At 58.2% G+C, this 17875-nt stretch carries 17 protein-coding genes; 14 read left to right on the top strand and 3 right to left on the bottom strand.

The genetic code is table 11. The features are described from left to right. The first annotated feature begins 45 nt into the window (after positions 1–45). Together M2422_RS13165 and livJ are read left to right on the top strand one after the other, a co-directional pair. Positions 46–1311 carry a 4-aminobutyrate--2-oxoglutarate transaminase gene (locus M2422_RS13165; protein ID WP_029741816.1) on the top strand — a complete coding sequence of 422 codons (1266 nt, stop codon included), beginning with the start codon at positions 46–48 and terminating at the stop codon, positions 1309–1311. A gap of 197 nt (positions 1312–1508) precedes the next feature. Beyond that, positions 1509–2609: a branched chain amino acid ABC transporter substrate-binding protein LivJ gene (livJ, locus tag M2422_RS13160; RefSeq protein WP_072163886.1), complete on the top strand. Its 1101-nt coding sequence runs from the start codon at positions 1509–1511 to the stop codon at positions 2607–2609. Positions 2610–2718: 109 nt separating this feature from the next. On the opposite strand, the gene panM is transcribed toward livJ, so the two are convergent. Next, positions 2719–3108: an aspartate 1-decarboxylase autocleavage activator PanM gene (gene panM / locus M2422_RS13155; protein WP_023310021.1), complete on the bottom strand. Its 390-nt coding sequence runs from the start codon at positions 3106–3108 to the stop codon at positions 2719–2721. Positions 3109–3532: 424 nt separating this feature from the next. Here panM and livK point away from each other — a divergent pair, with 424 nt between their 5' ends. From livK to ugpQ, 10 genes are all read left to right on the top strand, one after another. Beyond that, on the top strand, positions 3533–4642 hold the full coding sequence (gene livK / locus M2422_RS13150; protein WP_064672997.1) for a high-affinity branched-chain amino acid ABC transporter substrate-binding protein LivK: 1110 nt from the start codon (positions 3533–3535) through the stop codon (positions 4640–4642). Positions 4643–4688: 46 nt separating this feature from the next. Continuing rightward, complete coding sequence (gene livH, locus M2422_RS13145) at positions 4689–5615, top strand: high-affinity branched-chain amino acid ABC transporter permease LivH (RefSeq protein WP_008500099.1); 927 nt, start codon at positions 4689–4691, stop codon at positions 5613–5615. Beyond that, the gene (gene livM, locus M2422_RS13140) at positions 5612–6889 is read left to right on the top strand and encodes a branched chain amino acid ABC transporter permease LivM (RefSeq protein WP_023310023.1); all 1278 of its coding nucleotides are present in this window, start codon (positions 5612–5614) and stop codon (positions 6887–6889) included. The genes livH and livM overlap by 4 nt, the downstream gene beginning before the upstream one ends. Next, entirely contained in the window at positions 6886–7653 is a 768-nt protein-coding gene (gene livG, locus M2422_RS13135) for a high-affinity branched-chain amino acid ABC transporter ATP-binding protein LivG (protein ID WP_023310024.1), read from the top strand. Before livM ends, livG begins: the two co-directional genes overlap by 4 nt. Position 7654: 1 nt before the next feature. After that, positions 7655–8368, top strand: coding sequence for a high-affinity branched-chain amino acid ABC transporter ATP-binding protein LivF (gene livF / locus M2422_RS13130; protein WP_008500102.1), 714 nt, complete (start codon positions 7655–7657; stop codon positions 8366–8368). Positions 8369–8717: 349 nt separating this feature from the next. Then, complete coding sequence (ugpB, locus tag M2422_RS13125) at positions 8718–10034, top strand: sn-glycerol-3-phosphate ABC transporter substrate-binding protein UgpB (RefSeq protein ID WP_023310025.1); 1317 nt, start codon at positions 8718–8720, stop codon at positions 10032–10034. A gap of 125 nt (positions 10035–10159) precedes the next feature. Then, positions 10160–11047 carry a sn-glycerol-3-phosphate ABC transporter permease UgpA gene (gene ugpA, locus M2422_RS13120; protein ID WP_033144396.1) on the top strand — a complete coding sequence of 296 codons (888 nt, stop codon included), beginning with the start codon at positions 10160–10162 and terminating at the stop codon, positions 11045–11047. Further along, positions 11044–11889, top strand: a complete 846-nt coding sequence (gene ugpE / locus M2422_RS13115; protein ID WP_033144397.1) for a sn-glycerol-3-phosphate ABC transporter permease UgpE — start codon at positions 11044–11046, stop codon at positions 11887–11889. Before ugpA ends, ugpE begins: the two co-directional genes overlap by 4 nt. Before the next feature lies 1 nt (position 11890). Continuing rightward, entirely contained in the window at positions 11891–12961 is a 1071-nt protein-coding gene (locus tag M2422_RS13110) for a sn-glycerol-3-phosphate import ATP-binding protein UgpC (RefSeq protein ID WP_064672996.1), read from the top strand. Continuing rightward, a complete protein-coding gene (ugpQ, locus tag M2422_RS13105; RefSeq protein WP_064672995.1) occupies positions 12958–13704 on the top strand; it encodes a glycerophosphodiester phosphodiesterase in 747 nt (248 codons plus the stop codon). Before M2422_RS13110 ends, ugpQ begins: the two co-directional genes overlap by 4 nt. On the opposite strand, the gene M2422_RS13100 is transcribed toward ugpQ, so the two are convergent. Then, positions 13688–14065 (bottom strand): DUF2756 family protein, encoded by a 378-nt coding sequence (locus M2422_RS13100; protein WP_064672994.1) that lies wholly within the window; start codon positions 14063–14065, stop codon positions 13688–13690. The genes ugpQ and M2422_RS13100 overlap by 17 nt on opposite strands. A gap of 123 nt (positions 14066–14188) precedes the next feature. On the opposite strand from M2422_RS13100, the gene ggt reads away from it, so the two are divergent. Continuing rightward, a complete protein-coding gene (ggt, locus tag M2422_RS13095) occupies positions 14189–15934 on the top strand; it encodes a gamma-glutamyltransferase (protein ID WP_073001667.1) in 1746 nt (581 codons plus the stop codon). Positions 15935–16040: 106 nt separating this feature from the next. On the opposite strand, the gene yhhY is transcribed toward ggt, so the two are convergent. Further along, a complete protein-coding gene (gene yhhY, locus M2422_RS13090) occupies positions 16041–16529 on the bottom strand; it encodes an N-acetyltransferase (protein ID WP_033144400.1) in 489 nt (162 codons plus the stop codon). Between the two features lie 256 nt (positions 16530–16785). Here yhhY and M2422_RS13085 point away from each other — a divergent pair, with 256 nt between their 5' ends. Further along, positions 16786–17823, top strand: a complete 1038-nt coding sequence (locus tag M2422_RS13085) for an oxidoreductase (protein WP_064672993.1) — start codon at positions 16786–16788, stop codon at positions 17821–17823. Positions 17824–17875 lie beyond the last annotated feature (52 nt).

The following is a 17875-nucleotide window of genomic DNA, read 5'->3' as shown; positions in this document are numbered from 1 at the left end:
ACACTTACTGATGCGCTAAGCAGGCGACTTTCTCAGGGGGACAGGGTGAAAAATAACGAACTGAACGACCGGCGTTTACAGGCGACGCCGCGCGGCATCGGCGTGATGTGTAACTTCTATGCTGATAAAGCTGAAAACGCCACGGTGTGGGACGTGGAAGGTAACGAGTACATCGACTTCGCCGCCGGGATCGCGGTGCTGAATACCGGCCATCGCCATCCAAAAGTCATTTCCGCGATTGAAAAACAGCTCCACGCGTTTACCCATACGGCGTACCAGATTGTGCCGTACGAAGGCTATGTGGCACTTGCCGAGCGCATCAACCAGCGCGTGCCCGTTGACGGTCCGGCCAAAACCGCGTTCTTCTCCACGGGGGCTGAGGCGGTCGAAAACGCGGTCAAAATTGCCCGAGCGTACACCAAACGTCCCGGCCTTATCACCTTCGGCGGCGCGTTCCACGGCCGCACCTTTATGACCATGGCGCTGACCGGCAAAGTTGCGCCGTACAAGCTCGGCTTTGGCCCGTTCCCCGGTTCGGTGTATCACGCGCAGTATCCGAATGAACTGCACGGCGTCAGCACGGCGGAAGCGTTGAAAAGCCTGGAACGCATCTTTAAGGCGGATATCGCACCCGATCAGGTCGCGGCCATTATTCTCGAACCGGTTCAGGGAGAGGGCGGTTTCAACATTGCGCCAGCTGATTTTATGCAGGCGCTGCGCGCCCTGTGCGACACCCACGGTATTTTGCTGATTGCCGACGAGGTGCAAAGCGGCTTCGCCCGTACCGGCAAGCTGTTCTCGATGGAACACCACTGCGTGAAGCCCGATCTGATCACCATGGCGAAAAGCCTGGCGGGCGGGATGCCGCTCTCAGCGGTATCGGGCCGTGCGGAGGTCATGGACGCCCCTGCACCGGGCGGGCTGGGCGGTACCTACGCCGGGAACCCGCTGGCGATTGCGGCGGCGCATGCCGTGCTCGACGTGATTGATGAAGAGGATCTCTGCACGCGCTCGGCGCATCTTGGCCATCACCTGGTGGAAGTGCTGAACAAAGCGAAGGAACACTGCCCGTATATCGCTGACATTCGCGCGCAGGGATCGATGGTGGCGGTGGAGTTTAACGACCCGCAAACGGGCCAGCCTTCGCCGGAATTTACTCGACAGGTGCAGGAGCGCGCGTTGCAGGAAGGGCTGCTGCTGCTGAGCTGCGGCGTCTACGGCAACGTCATTCGTTTCCTGTATCCGCTGACTATCCCTGAAGCGCAGTTCCGTAAAGCGCTGGACATTATCTCCGCGTCGCTGACACGTTAAAGCCATATGCCCGGCGAAAATCCCTGCCGGGCTTATCATATATTCATTTCAAATTAGCTATTCCAAAATCATAAAAATCGGGTATGTTTTAGCAGAGTATGCTGAAAAAGCGCGGACAGCACACCTATAACTGACATAAAGCGCTGCACAACAACATCACAACAATCGTAATAACCATAATAATGGGGAATCTCAGGATGAACATGAAGGGTAAAGCGTTACTGGCAGGATGTATCGCGTTGGCATTCAGCACCATGGCACAGGCAGACATCAAGGTGGCTGTGGTTGGCGCAATGTCCGGTCCGGTAGCACAGTACGGCGACCAGGAATTTACCGGCGCTGAGCAGGCGGTTGCAGACATTAATGCCAAGGGCGGTATCAAGGGCGAAAAACTGCAGATCGTAAAATATGATGATGCCTGTGACCCGAAACAAGCGGTCGCGGTCGCGAACAAAGTGGTGAACGACGGGATCAAATACGTTATCGGTCACCTGTGCTCTTCCTCTACTCAGCCAGCGTCTGACATCTACGAAGACGAAGGTATTCTGATGATCACCCCGGCAGCGACCGCACCGGAGCTGACCGCGCGCGGCTACAAGCTGACCCTGCGCACCACCGGCCTGGACTCTGACCAGGGCCCAACCGCGGCGAAATACATCGTTGAAAAAGTGAAGCCAAAGCGCATTGCCATCGTTCATGACAAGCAGCAGTACGGTGAAGGTCTGGCGCGTTCAGTGCAGGATAACCTCAAGAAAGCGAATGCCGACGTGGTGTTCTTCGACGGGATCACCGCCGGTGAGAAAGACTTCTCAACCCTGGTGGCGCGTCTGAAGAAAGAGAATATTGATTTCGTTTACTACGGTGGCTACCACCCGGAAATGGGCCAGATCCTGCGCCAGGCGCGCGCTGCGGGCCTGAAAACCCAGTTTATGGGCCCGGAAGGCGTGGCGAACGTTTCCCTGTCTAACATTGCGGGTGAATCAGCCGAAGGCCTGCTGGTAACCAAACCGAAGAACTACGACCAGGTCCCTGCGAACAAACCTATCGTAGATGCCATCAAGGCGAAGAAACAGGATCCAAGCGGCGCGTTCGTCTGGACCACCTACGCGGCGCTGCAGTCTCTGCAGGCGGGCCTGAACCAGTCAGCCGATCCGGCTGAGATTGCCACCTGGCTGAAAGCGAATACCGTCGAGACCGTCATGGGACCACTCTCCTGGGACGCGAAGGGCGACCTGAAGGGCTTCGAGTTCGGCGTGTTTGACTGGCATGCGAACGGCACGGCGACAGACGCAAAATAAACGCAAATGGCAACCATAAGGTTGCCATTTTAGTGTTTGCACCCTCTCCCCGTGGGAGAGGGTCGGGGTGAGGGCATCAGGCCGCACCGCACGCACCAAGCCGCACAAATCAGCCCTGGCGCTTCTCCCAACCGCTCTCCTGCGCCGTAAACCCTAACGCCTGCATAAACGCCGCCATCACGCCGCGGTCTTCCACGCCCACATCAGCCATCCACCATGAGGTCACGCTCGGGTTTTCGCGGATCACTTCTTCAATTAAATACTGTCCCACACCGCGACGACGGGTGACGTCACGCACGCGCAGCGAGTCCAGCGCTCCCTCTGTACCGCTCAGGGTTACGCGAACCGCTGCCAGCAGGCGTTCGTTAAAACGCGCGGCATAAATGCGGTGGGTCTCATCAACGCGCAGCGACGAAGGGGAATATTCCGGCCAGATCTTGCCCAGGTCGATATGATCCTGGTCGCTAAAGGTCACCAGACGCACGATAGTCAGTTTCATTAGCCACTTGTCCAAATCAGATTGAGTAGGGGCAGTGTACTCAATTTATTCACTCAGCGGCTTCCTCTTTTTATTCTCATTAACCAGGTGATTAGTTTTTTGGCAACGCGATGGGCAGTTTGAAAACACATGGATCGAAAAATAAGCAGAATTTTAACCTGAACGGTAGTGATTTATTCGGCGCTTTGTACCGTTATTTTATGCTGCAAACTGCACTTTTATTTGTTTATCTCTGCCTGATTTCAGAATATTATCTTTGCTTAATCGCCTGAAAAATAGAGATTTTAGTCTGGTTTTTGACAAAAAACTGCGCTAAACCATTAAAGGCACTGGTAAAAATAGCGTTGTTCATTAAAAGTACAGAATGCTTTTTAACCATAATAAAACAAAATATAAACACGACATCACGAATGGGGATTCAGAGATGAAAAGGAACGCGAAGACGTTAATCGCGGGGATGGTCGCACTGTCGATCTCGCATGCCGCTATGGCAGACGACATTAAAGTTGCGGTAGTGGGCGCGATGTCCGGCCCTATTGCCCAGTGGGGTGACATGGAGTTCAACGGCGCGCGCCAGGCCATCAAAGACATCAACGCCAAGGGCGGTATCAAAGGCGACAAGCTGGTGGGCGTGGAATATGACGACGCCTGCGATCCGAAACAGGCCGTCGCGGTCGCCAACAAAATCGTCAACGACGGTATTCAGTATGTGATCGGCCACCTGTGCTCATCCTCCACGCAGCCGGCGTCTGATATCTACGAAGACGAAGGCATTCTGATGATCACCCCTGGCGCAACGAACCCGGAGCTGACCCAGCGCGGCTACCAGCACATTATGCGTACCGCCGGTCTGGACTCCTCGCAGGGTCCCACCGCCGCCAAATACATCCTCGAGAGCGTTAAGCCACAGCGCATTGCCATTATTCATGACAAACAGCAGTACGGCGAAGGCCTGGCGCGCTCCGTGCAGGACGGCCTGAAAAAAGGCGGCGCGAACATCGTCTTCTTCGACGGCATTACCGCCGGTGAGAAAGACTTCTCCGCGCTGATTGCTCGCCTGCAAAAAGAGAATATCGACTTCGTTTACTACGGCGGCTACTACCCGGAGATGGGCCAGATGCTGCGTCAGGCACGCGCCACCGGTCTGAAAACCCAGTTTATGGGGCCAGAGGGCGTGGGCAATGCCTCCCTGTCAAACATCGCGGGGGATTCTGCCGAAGGCATGCTGGTGACGATGCCAAAACGCTATGACCAGGATCCGGCCAACAAGGCTATCGTGGATGCGCTCAAGGCGCAGAAGAAAGATCCGAGTGGTCCGTACGTCTGGATCACCTACGCGGCCGTACAGTCTCTGGCCACCGCGCTGGATCGCTCCGGCAGCAAAGAACCGCTGGATCTGGTGAAAGATTTAAAAGCACACGGGGCGAACACCGTGATTGGGCCGCTGAACTGGGATGAGAAAGGCGATCTGAAGGGATTTGAGTTTGGTGTCTTTAAGTGGCACGCCGACGGTTCATCCTCGGCCGCCAAATAATTATCCCACCGCCCGGCATGACGGGCGGGTATAAAAAGGTTTGCATATGTCCGAGCAGTTTCTCTATTTCCTGCAGCAGATGTTTAACGGCGTTACGCTGGGAAGCACCTACGCGCTGATCGCCATCGGCTATACGATGGTTTACGGCATTATCGGCATGATCAACTTCGCCCATGGCGAGGTGTACATGATCGGTAGCTACGTCTCCTTTATGATTATCGCCGCCCTGATGATGATGGGCATCGACAGCAGCTGGCTGCTGGTCGCCGCCGGTTTTGTCGGCGCGATTGTGATTGCCAGCGCCTACGGCTGGAGCATTGAGCGCGTGGCCTACCGGCCGGTGCGCAGCTCCAAGCGCCTGATTGCGCTTATTTCCGCGATCGGGATGTCGATCTTCCTGCAAAACTACGTCAGCCTGACCGAAGGCTCGCGCGACGTGGCGCTGCCAAGCCTGTTTAACGGCCAGTGGATTGTGGGGGCCAGCGAAAACTTCGCGGCCTCTATCACCACCATGCAGCTGGTTATCTGGGTCGTGACCTTTATTGCGATGCTTGCCCTGACGCTGTTCATCCGCTACTCGCGTATGGGACGCGCCTGCCGCGCCTGCGCGGAAGACCTGAAGATGGCGAGCCTGCTCGGCATCAACACCGACCGCGTGATTGCCCTGACCTTCGTGATTGGCGCCGCGATGGCGGCGGTGGCGGGGGTCCTGCTCGGCCAGTTCTACGGCGTGATCAACCCATACATCGGCTTTATGGCCGGGATGAAAGCCTTCACCGCGGCGGTTCTGGGCGGTATCGGCAGTATTCCGGGCGCGATGATCGGCGGCCTGATCCTGGGCGTGGCCGAAGCGCTCTCCTCGGCGTACCTGAGCACGGAGTATAAAGACGTGGTGTCGTTTGCCCTGCTGATTCTGGTTCTGCTGGTGATGCCTACCGGTATTCTGGGCCGTCCGGAGGTAGAGAAAGTATGAAACCGATGCATTTTGCAATGGCGCTGCTCTCTGCCGCCATGTTCTTCGTGCTGGCCAGCGTCTTTATGGGAGTCCAGCTTGAGCTGAATGGCACCAAACTGGTTGTCGATACCGCAGCTGACATCCGCTGGCAGTGGGTATTTATCGGCACGGCCGTAGTGTTCCTGTTCCAGCTGCTGCGTCCGCTGTTCCAGAAGACGCTGAAAAACGTCTCCGGGCCGAAATTCGTCCTGCCGGCAATCGACGGTTCTACGGTTAAGCAGAAGCTGTTCCTCGTGGCGCTGCTGGTGGCCGCCGTGGCGTGGCCGTTCGTGGTGTCGCGTGGCACCGTGGATATCGCCACGCTGACCATGATCTACGTGATTCTCGGCCTCGGTCTGAACGTGGTCGTGGGGCTCTCGGGCCTGCTGGTGCTGGGCTACGGCGGCTTCTACGCCATCGGCGCCTATACCTTCGCGCTGCTGAACCACTATTACGGTCTCGGCTTCTGGACCTGCCTGCCGCTGGCGGGGCTGGTCTCTGCCGCTGCTGGCTTCCTGCTTGGCTTCCCGGTACTGCGCCTGCGTGGCGACTACCTGGCGATTGTGACCTTAGGCTTCGGCGAAATCGTCCGTATCCTGCTGCTCAACAACACCGAAGTGACCGGCGGCCCGAACGGCATCAGCCAGATCCCGAAACCGACCTTCTTCGGCCTGGAATTTAGCCGTACCGCCCGCGAAGGCGGCTGGGATACCTTCAGCAACTTCTTCGGCGTGAAGTATGACCCGTCCGACCGCGTGATCTGGCTCTATCTGGTGGCGCTGCTGCTGGTGGTGATTACCCTGTTCGTGATCAACCGCCTGTTGCGCATGCCGCTGGGCCGCGCGTGGGAAGCGCTGCGTGAAGATGAGATCGCCTGCCGCTCCCTGGGCCTGAACCCGACCCGCATCAAGCTGACCGCGTTCACCATCAGCGCCGCGTTTGCCGGTTTCGCCGGAACGCTGTTTGCCGCGCGTCAGGGCTTCGTTAGCCCGGAATCGTTCACCTTCGCCGAATCCGCCTTTGTGCTGGCGATTGTGGTGCTCGGCGGGATGGGCTCGCAGTTCGCCGTTATCCTCGCGGCCATCCTGCTGGTGGTCTCGCGCGAGCTGATGCGCGACTTTAACGAATACAGCATGCTGATGCTGGGTGGTTTGATGGTGCTGATGATGATCTGGCGTCCGCAGGGTCTGCTGCCGATGACCCGTCCACAGCTGAAGCTGAAGAACGGGCAAGCGAAAGGAGAGCAGGCATGAGTCAGCCATTATTATCCGTTAACGGCCTGATGATGCGTTTTGGCGGCCTGCTGGCGGTCAACAACGTGAATCTGGATCTGCACAAGAAAGAGATTGTCTCCCTGATTGGTCCGAACGGCGCAGGGAAAACCACGGTCTTTAACTGCCTGACCGGCTTCTACAAGCCGACGGGCGGTACCATCATGCTGCGCGACCAGCACCTGGAAGGGCTGCCGGGCCAGCAGATCGCCCGTATGGGCGTGGTGCGTACCTTCCAGCACGTGCGTCTGTTCCGCGAGATGACGGTGATTGAGAACCTGCTGGTGGCCCAGCATCAGCAGCTGAAAACCGGGCTGTTCTCCGGCCTGCTGAAAACCCCGGCCTTCCGCCGCGCGCAGGATGAAGCGCTTGATCGCGCCGCCACCTGGCTCGACCGAATTGGCCTGCTTCAGCACGCCAACCGTCAGGCGAGCAACCTGGCCTACGGTGACCAGCGTCGCCTGGAGATCGTGCGCTGCATGGTGACGCAGCCGGAAATCCTGATGCTCGACGAACCGGCGGCAGGGCTCAACCCGAAAGAGACCAAAGAGCTGGACGAGCTGATTGCCGAGCTGCGCGACAGTCACGACACCACCATCCTGCTGATTGAGCACGACATGAAGCTGGTGATGGGCATTTCGGACCGTATCTACGTGGTAAACCAGGGCACGCCGCTGGCAAACGGCACGCCGGAAGAGATCCGCAACAACCCGGACGTGATCCGCGCATACCTTGGTGAGGCATAAGATGGAAAAAGCGATGTTAACGTTCGACAAGGTCAACGCGCACTACGGCAAGATCCAGGCGCTGCACGACGTCAGCCTGCATATCAATCAGGGTGAAATCGTGACCCTGATTGGCGCCAACGGCGCGGGCAAAACCACGCTGCTCGGCACCCTGTGCGGCGACCCGCGCGCCACCAGCGGGCGGATTGTGTTCGATGGTAAAGACATTACCGACTGGCAGACCGCCAGAATCATGCGCGAGGCGGTGGCGATTGTTCCGGAAGGGCGCCGCGTCTTCTCCCGCATGACGGTGGAAGAGAACCTGGCGATGGGCGGTTTCTTCGCTCACCGCGATGAATACCAGACCCGCATCAAGTGGGTATATGAACTCTTCCCGCGCCTGTGGGAGCGCCGCATCCAGCGTGCGGGCACCATGTCCGGCGGTGAACAGCAGATGCTGGCGATTGGCCGCGCGCTGATGAGCCAGCCGCGCCTGCTGCTGCTGGACGAACCGTCGCTCGGTCTGGCGCCGATCATCATTCAGCAGATCTTCGACACCATCGAGCAGCTGCGCAAAGAGGGGATGACCATCTTCCTCGTCGAGCAGAACGCCAACCAGGCGCTGAAGCTCGCCGATCGTGGCTACGTGCTGGAGAACGGCCGCGTGGTGCTGGAGGATACCGGCGACGCGCTGCTGGCGAACGAAGCGGTGCGGAGCGCGTATCTGGGCGGATAGGTAAAAGCAAAAAGGCAACGCAAGTTGCCTTTTTTAATGTTTTCTCCCTCTCCCCGTGGGAGAGGGGCGGGGTGAGGGCACCAGACCGCACGAGGTAAAAGCAAAAAGGCAACGCAAGTTGCCTTTTTTAGTGTTTTCTCCCTCTCCCCGTGGGAGAGGGCGGGGTGAGGGCACCAGACCACACCCAAACCACCCCCCAGCCCCTTTCACACAACCATCATCCCCCTGACGCCTGGCTGTCACTTATCTGTAAACAAACAGTTATTTTTCTGTAATTCGAGCATGTCATGTTACCTCGCGAGCATAAAACGCGTGATATCGCGCATCCGGCACAATAAGAGAGATGACAATGACATCGTTACGACACACAGCTTTGGGTCTGGCACTGGGTCTGGCTTTTGCGACGAACGCAATGGCTGTCACGACCATTCCGTTCTGGCATTCCATGGAAGGGGAGTTGGGTAAAGAAGTTGACTCCCTGGCGCAGCGTTTCAACGACACCCATCCGGATTACAAAATTGTGCCGGTGTACAAAGGCAACTACGAGCAGAGCCTGAGCGCGGGCATCGCCGCCTTCCGTACCGGTAACGCACCGGCGCTGTTGCAGGTTTATGAAGTGGGTACCGCCACCATGATGGCCTCTAAAGCCATCAAACCGGTGTATGAAGTGTTCAAAGAAGCGGGCATCAACTTCGACGAGTCGCAGTTCGTGCCGACCGTAGCGGGTTACTACACCGATTCCAAAACCGGCCACCTGCTATCCCAGCCGTTTAACAGCTCCACGCCGGTGCTGTACTACAACAAAGACGCCTTCAAAAAAGCCGGTTTAGACCCGGAGCAGCCGCCCAAAACCTGGCAGGACCTGGCGGAGTACACCGCGAAGCTGAAAGCGGCGGGGATGAAGTGCGGCTACGCCAGCGGCTGGCAGGGCTGGATCCAGATTGAAAACTTCAGCGCCTGGCACGGCCTGCCGGTGGCGACCAAAAACAACGGCTTCGACGGCACCGACGCGGTACTGGAGTTCAACAAGCCTGAGCAGGTGAAACATATCGCGCTGCTTGCCGATCTTAACAAGAAGGGTGACTTCAGCTACTTCGGACGTAAAGACGAATCCACCGAGAAGTTCTACAACGGCGACTGCGCCATTACCACCGCCTCGTCCGGCTCGCTGGCGGATATCCGCCACTACGCCAAATTCAACTACGGCGTGGGCATGATGCCGTACGACGCTGACGTGAAGGGCGCGCCGCAGAACGCCATCATCGGCGGAGCGAGCCTGTGGGTGATGCAGGGTAAAGACAAGGGCACCTACAAAGGCGTAGCCGAATTCCTCGACTTCCTGGCCAAGCCTGAAAACGCCGCCGAGTGGCACCAGAAGACCGGCTACCTGCCGATCACCAAAGCCGCGTACGACCTGACCCGCGAGCAGGGCTTCTACAGCAAGAACCCAGGGGCGGACATTGCGACGCGTCAGATGCTGAACAAGCCGCCGTTGCCGTTCACCAAGGGCCTGCGTCTGGGCAACATGCCGCAGATCCGTACCATCGTGGATGAGGAGCTGGAAAGCGTGTGGACCGGTAAGAAAACGCCACAGCAGGCGCTGGACTCTGCGGTAGAGCGCGGGAATCAGCTGCTGCGCCGCTTTGAGCAGTCGACCAAATCGTAATTCAAACCTGCCCCTCACCCTAACCCTCTCCCATAGGGGAGAGGGGACTGCGCGGAGCCGTCTTTTCTCCCTCGCCCCTTTGGGGAGAGGGCCGGGGTGAGGGGGAATACCTACAGAGCAAACCTATGTCATCATCCCGTCCGGTGTTCCGTTCCCGCTGGCTGCCCTATCTTCTGGTCGCACCGCAGCTGGTCATCACCGTTATCTTCTTTATCTGGCCTGCGGGCGAAGCGCTGTGGTACTCGGTACAAAGCGTCGATCCGTTCGGGCTTTCCAGCCAGTTTGTTGGCCTGGACAACTTCACCGCGCTGTTCCACGACAGCTACTACCTGGACTCCTTCTGGACGACGATGAAGTTCAGCGCGCTGGTGACCGTCAGCGGTCTGGTTGCCTCGCTGTTTTTCGCCGCGCTGGTGGACTACGTGGTGCGCGGCAGCCGGATTTATCAAACCCTGATGCTGCTGCCTTACGCCGTGGCTCCCGCCGTCGCCGCCGTACTGTGGATCTTCCTGTTTAACCCCGGTCGCGGATTGATTACCCACTTCCTGGCTGAGTTCGGCTACGACTGGAACCACGCCCAGAACAGCGGTCAGGCCATGTTCCTGGTGGTGTTCGCCTCGGTGTGGAAGCAGATCAGCTACAACTTCCTGTTCTTCTTTGCCGCGCTGCAGTCCATTCCGCGCTCGCTGGTGGAAGCCGCGGCAATTGACGGCGCAGGGCCCATTCGTCGCTTCTTCAGGCTGTCGCTGCCGCTGATCGCCCCGGTGAGTTTCTTCCTGCTGGTGGTTAACCTCGTGTACGCCTTCTTCGACACCTTCCCGGTGATCGACGCGGCGACCGCAGGCGGCCCGGTGCAGGCGACCACCACGCTGATTTACAAAATCTATCGCGAAGGCTTTGCGGGGCTGGATCTCTCCGCCTCCGCCGCGCAGTCGGTCGTGCTGATGTTCCTCGTCATCATCCTCACGGTGGTGCAGTTCCGCTATGTCGAAAGTAAGGTGCGCTACCAATGATTGAGAACCGTCGCGGGCTGACGATTTTCAGCCATACCATGCTGATTTTAGGGATTATCGTCATCCTCTTCCCGCTGTACGTGGCGTTTGTCGCCGCCACGCTGGACACCAAAGCGGTGTTCGACACGCCGATGACGCTGATCCCCGGCGGGCATCTGTTCGAGAACATGAAGACCATCTGGACTCAGGGGGTGGGCGCCAACAGCGCGCCGTTCTGGCTGATGATGCTCAACAGCTTCATCATGGCGTTTGGCATTACGGTCGGCAAAATTACGGTGTCGATGCTTTCGGCCTTCGCCATCGTCTGGTTCCGCTTTCCGCTGCGTAACCTCTTCTTCTGGATGATTTTTATCACCCTGATGCTGCCGGTGGAGGTGCGTATCTTCCCGACGGTAGAAGTGATCGCCAACCTGAAGCTGCTCGACAGCTACGCGGGCTTAACCCTGCCGCTGATGGCCTCGGCGACCGCCACCTTCCTGTTCCGCCAGTTCTTTATGACCCTGCCGGACGAGCTGATTGAAGCGGCGCGCATCGACGGCGCGTCGCCGATGCGCTTCTTCCGCGACATCGTGCTGCCGCTGTCGAAAACCAACCTTGCGGCGCTGTTTGTGATCACCTTTATCTACGGCTGGAACCAGTACCTGTGGCCTCTGCTGATTATTCAGGACGTTAACCTCGGTACCGCCGTGGCGGGCATCAAAGGCATGATCGCCACCGGCGAAGGCACCACCCTCTGGAACCAGGTGATGGCGGCGATGCTGCTCACCCTTATCCCACCCGTAGTCATTGTTTTAGCCATGCAGCGCGCGTTTGTCCGCGGCCTGGTCGATAGCGAGAAATAAGATGGCAGGTTTAAAACTTCAGGCAGTAACCAAAAGCTGGGACGGCAAAACCCAGGTGATTCAGCCGCTGACGCTCGACGTGGCGGACGGAGAATTCATCGTGATGGTCGGCCCGTCCGGCTGTGGCAAATCCACCCTGCTGCGCATGGTGGCGGGGCTGGAGCGCGTGACCTCCGGGGATATCTGGATTGACCGTCAGCGCGTCACCGAGATGGAGCCGAAAGACAGAGGCATCGCGATGGTGTTCCAGAACTACGCCCTCTATCCGCACATGAGCGTGGAAGAGAACATGGCCTGGGGGCTGAAAATCCGCGGCATGGGCAAAGGCCATATCGACGAGCGCGTGAAAGAAGCGGCACGCATTCTCGAGCTGGACGGACTGCTGAAGCGCCGCCCGCGCGAGCTCTCCGGCGGCCAGCGCCAGCGCGTGGCAATGGGGCGCGCCATCGTGCGCGATCCGGCGGTATTCCTCTTCGACGAGCCGCTGTCTAACCTCGACGCCAAGCTGCGCGTGCAGATGCGTCTTGAGCTGCAGCAGCTGCACCGTCGCCTGAACACCACCTCCCTGTACGTGACCCACGATCAGGTCGAAGCCATGACCCTCGCCCAACGCGTGATGGTGATGAACAAAGGCATCGCCGAGCAGATTGGCACGCCGGTGGAAGTGTACGAGAAACCGGCCACCCGCTTTGTGGCGAGCTTTATCGGCAGCCCGGCAATGAACCTGCTGGAAGGGCGTATCAGCAGCGCGGGCACGCATTTTGAGCTGGAAAGCGGGATGGCATTGCCGATCAACTGGTACTATCGTGGCTACGCCGGGCGTAAGATGACGCTCGGTATCCGCCCGGAACATATTGGTTTAACCTCTCAGGCGGACGGCGGCGTGCCGCTGGTGATGGACACGCTGGAGATGTTGGGTGCAGATAACCTGGCGCACGGGCGCTGGGGCGAGCAAAAAATGGTGGTGCGCCTGGCACATCAGGAGCGTCCGAAAGCAGGCAGCACGCTGTGGCTGCACCTGCCGGAAAACCATCTGCACCTGTTTGACGGTGAAACAGGACAACGAGTATGAGCAACTGGCCTTATCCCCACGTCGTCGCCCACCGTGGCGGCGGTAAGCTGGCGCCGGAGAACACCCTGGCGGCGATTGACGTTGGCGCGCGCTACGGTCACACGATGATCGAGTTCGACGCCAAGCTGTCGAAAGACGGCGAAATTTTCCTGCTGCATGACGATAACCTCGAACGCACCAGCAACGGCTGGGGCGTGGCGGGCGAGCTGCCGTGGCGCGATCTGCTGAAAGTGGACGCCGGAAGCTGGTACAGCGGCGAATTCAAAGGCGAACCGCTGCCGCTGCTGGCGGAAGTGGCCGATCGCTGTCGCCAGTACGGCATGATGGCCAATATCGAAATCAAACCGACCACCGGCACCGGGCCGCTGACGGGCAAAGTCATTGCCCTGGCCGCGCGCGAGCTGTGGGAAGGGATTACCGCGCCGCTGCTGTCATCATTTGAAATCGATGCGCTGGAGGCCGCACAGGCGGCCGTACCGGAGCTGCCGCGCGGGCTGCTGCTTGACGAGTGGCGCGAGGACTGGCGCGAGCTGACGACACGCTTAGCGTGCGTTTCTATCCATCTCAACCACAGGCTGCTGGATGAGGCGCGGGTGAAGATGCTGAAGGACGCAGGCCTGCATATTCTGGTCTACACGGTTAACAAACCCCAGCGCGCAGCCGAACTGCTGCGCTGGGGCGTGGACAGCATCTGTACCGATGCAATCGACCTGATCGGCCCGGACTTTAGTTCTGCGGATTAAGCATGCTGCCATTCGACTGCGGCGGCAGCATGTGCTGCTGACCGCTGCCTGACGACGTCATTCCTCCTAACATCCCGCCGTTTTTATTCGGCAGCGGCTGCTCGCGCACCTGCCCCTGCTGCACGCGCTGGGTGTTGGCGTTCATCTGATTTTGCAGGCTTTGCTGCTGCATCTGGGTCTGCGTTTTAAGCTGCTGATTAAGCATCCCTTTCTGCTGCTGTTGCTGGCTCATCATCTCCGTCTGCATTCGCTGCTGGCTCGGGATAACGTAACCCTGCTGGTTCGGGTTGTTCATGGTGTTGAGTGGCTGTGCGAGCGCGGAAAACGGGATCAGCGCCGTAAGGATCCATAAGCGTTTCATTGTCATTTCCTCCTTTTGAGGTCTCTCTTAAGTTTACCCCGATTTCACCATGACGATGATTTTTTAGGAGTTGTGAACCAGGCTTAAGCGGGGAATATGGATCCCTTCACCTGGAGAACAATAATGATGAAACCAACATTTTTGCGCTGGGTCGCCATCGCCGCGCTGATGGCAGGCGGTACATTTAGCGTGGCGGCCAACCCGCCAGCGGCGCCTCCGGTCTCTTACGGCGTGGAGGAAGATGTTTTTCATCCCGTGCGGGCAACCCATGGCATGGTGGCGTCGGTGGATGCGCTGGCAACAAAAGTGGGCGTCGATATTCTCAGGCAGGGCGGTAACGCGGTGGATGCAGCGGTCGCCGTCGGCTATGCGCTGGCGGTGACGCATCCGCAGGCGGGGAACCTGGGCGGCGGCGGCTTTATGATGCTGCGTACCAAAGACGGCAAAACCACCGCCATCGATTTCCGCGAAATGGCGCCTTCTCAGGCGTCCCGCGATATGTTCCTCGACGATCAGGGTAACCCTGACAGCAAAAAATCCCTGACTTCGCACCTCGCCACCGGCACGCCGGGCACCGTTGCGGGCTTCTCGCTGGCGCTGGAAAAATACGGCACGATGCCGCTGAACAAGGTGGTGCAGCCTGCCATCAAGCTGGCGCGCGACGGCTTTGTGGTAAACGATGCGCTGGCGGACGATCTCAAGACCTATGGCAGCGAAGTCATTCCGAATCACGAAAACAGCAAGGCCATCTTCTGGAAAGACGGTGAGCCCCTGAAGAAGGGCGATAGGCTGGTGCAGAAGAACCTCGCCAAAAGCCTGGAGCTGATTGCTGAGCACGGTCCGGACGCCTTCTACAAAGGGGCAATTGCCGACCAGATTGCCGAAGAGATGCAGAAGAACGGCGGGCTCATCACCAAAGCGGATCTGGCGGAATACAAGGCGGTGGAGCGCGAGCCGATTAGCGGTACCTATCGCGGATACGAGGTCTTCTCCATGCCGCCGCCGTCCTCCGGCGGGATCCACATCGTGCAGATCCTCAATATTCTCGAAAATTTCGATATGCACAAGTTCGGCTTCGGCAGCGCGGACGCCATGCAGGTGATGGCGGAAGCGGAAAAACGCGCCTACGCCGACCGGTCGGAATATCTCGGCGATCCGGACTTCGTGAAGGTGCCGTGGCAGGCGCTGACCAACAAGGCGTATGCCAAATCCATTGCCGATCAGATTGACATCAACAAGGCAAAACCGTCGAGCGAGATCCGCCCCGGCAAGCTGGCGCCGTATGAAAGCAACCAGACCACCCACTTCTCGGTGGTGGATAAAGACGGTAACGCGGTGGCGGTGACGTACACGCTCAACACCACCTTCGGCACCGGGATTGTGGCGGGCAACAGCGGCATTCTGCTGAACAACGAGATGGATGACTTCTCTGCCAAACCGGGCGTGCCGAACGTCTACGGGCTGGTGGGCGGCGATGCGAATGCGGTAGGGCCGAAGAAACGTCCGCTGTCGTCTATGTCGCCCACCATTGTCGTGAAAGACGGGAAAACCTGGCTGGTGACCGGCAGCCCTGGCGGGAGCCGTATTATCACTACCGTGCTGCAGATGGTGGTGAACAGCATCGACTTTGGGATGAACGTCGCCGAAGCGACCAACGCACCGCGTTTCCATCACCAGTGGCTGCCGGACGAGCTGCGCGTGGAGAAGGGCTTTAGCCCTGACACCATCAAGCTGCTGGAACAGCGCGGGCAGAAGGTGGCGGTGAAGGAGGCGATGGGCAGCACCCAGAGCATTATGGTGGGGCCGGACGGGGCGCTGTTTGGCGCGTCGGACCCGCGGTCGGTGGATGATTTGTCGGCGGGGTATTAACGATTCCCCTCACCCTAACCCTCTCCCCGCAGGGGAGAGGGGATTGCACGGTGCGGTCTTTTCTCCCTCGCCCCTGTGGGGAGAGGGCCGGGGTGAGGGGAGTGTGTCACTTCATTCGCGCCATATAATACGCGTCCACATACTCGCCGTTGCGCAGGGCATAGCGTTTGCCGGTGCCTTCAATTTCGAACCCGTGTTTTTTGTACACCGCAATCGCCGGTTCGTTATCGACAAATACCGTCAGCTCAATGCGGTCAACGCGCAGCCAGTTATCGCACATATCAATCATAGTGCGCATCAGAGCACTGGCAACGCCCCGGTTTTGCCACTGCGCGCCGACACAAATCCCAAAATCAGCCACATGGCTGCGGCGCGGGCGTTGCGCGACGACGATGCACAGATGGCCGGCGACATGACCTTCTATGCAGGCGACGAGCTGCTTGATGCCGGGCTGGTCGGATAGCCGTTCTTGCCACATTTGCTCAGAGGGATGAGGAACCTGTAGTGTGTTGTGGTACACCTCCGGCTGGGCGTGGATCTGACGAATGGCGTCATAATCTTTCGGTTCCGCATGGCGTATCACTATCTCACTCATTCCTTGTTCCTCAGTCAGTTAAACGTCCCTTTCAACATCAATGACTTTAAAATTTGAGTCAACCGCTATTTTTTGCAAAAAGTATTGGACAAGTGCGAATGAGAATGATTATTATTGCTCTGCATTCAGGAAGACCGCTACGGGAACCTGAAAGCACGACATTGCTCACATTGCTTCCAGTATTACTTTAGCCAGCTTTTAGCTGGCTTTTTTTTTGTTATGGTTAGACTCAGTAACCTTCCAAAAGGACTGAGCCATGACACTACATTGCGCATTTATTGGATTTGGTAAAAGTACGACCCGCTACCACCTGCCGTATGTTCTCAACCGTAAAGACAGCTGGCACGTCGCGCACATCTTCCGCCGCCGCGCGAAGCCGGAAGAGCAATCCCCGCAGTATTCCCATATCCATTTCACCAGCGATCTTGATGAAGTGCTTAACGACCCGCAGGTCAAACTGGTTGTTGTCTGCACCCATGCCGACAGCCATTTTGACTATGCGAAACGCGCGCTGGAAGCGGGTAAAAACGTGCTGGTGGAAAAGCCGTTCACCCCAACTATCGCCGAAGCAAAAGCGCTGTTCGCGCTGGCGAAAAGTAAAGGCCTGACCGTTACGCCGTATCAGAACCGTCGCTTTGACAGCTGCTTCCTGACGGCGAAAAAGGCGATTGAAAGCGGCAAGCTGGGCGACATTGTGGAAATCGAAAGCCACTTCGATTACTACCGTCCGGTGGCGGAAACCCAACCCGGCCTGCCGCAGGACGGCTCGTTCTATGGTCTGGGCGTGCATACGATGGACCAGATCATCTCCCTGTTTGGCCGACCGGACCACGTGGCGTATGACATCCGCAGCCTGCGTAATAAAGCCAACCCGGACGACACCTTTGAAGCGCAGCTGTTCTACGGCGACCTGAAGGCCATCGTCAAAACCAGCCATCTGGTGAAAATCGACTATCCGAAATTTATCGTTCACGGCACCAAAGGATCGTTCATTAAGTACGGCATCGACCAGCAGGAGACCAGCCTGAAGGCCAACATCATGCCGGGTGAACCGGGCTTTGCGGCGGATAATTCCGTGGGCGTGCTGGAGTATGTGAACGATGAGGGCGTAACGGTCAGGGAAGAGCTGAAACCGGAAATTGGCGACTATGGCCGCGTCTACGATGCGCTGTATGAAACTCTCACAACTAGCGCGCCGAATTACGTCAAGGAATCTGACGTTCTGACCAACCTCGAAATCCTCGAACGGGCCTTTGAGCAGGCTTCTCCTGCCACGGCAACCCTCGCGAAATAAGCAAAAACGGCTCCTCTGCGCTTGTTCATAATTTTTGAACAGAGGAGTCAAT

The organism is Enterobacter sp. SLBN-59 (assembly GCF_024807915.1).
Lineage (GTDB): Bacteria > Pseudomonadota > Gammaproteobacteria > Enterobacterales > Enterobacteriaceae > Enterobacter > Enterobacter asburiae_B.
The sequence above is the reverse complement of the archived record's forward strand: the minus strand, read 5'-3'. Positions and strand labels throughout refer to the sequence as shown.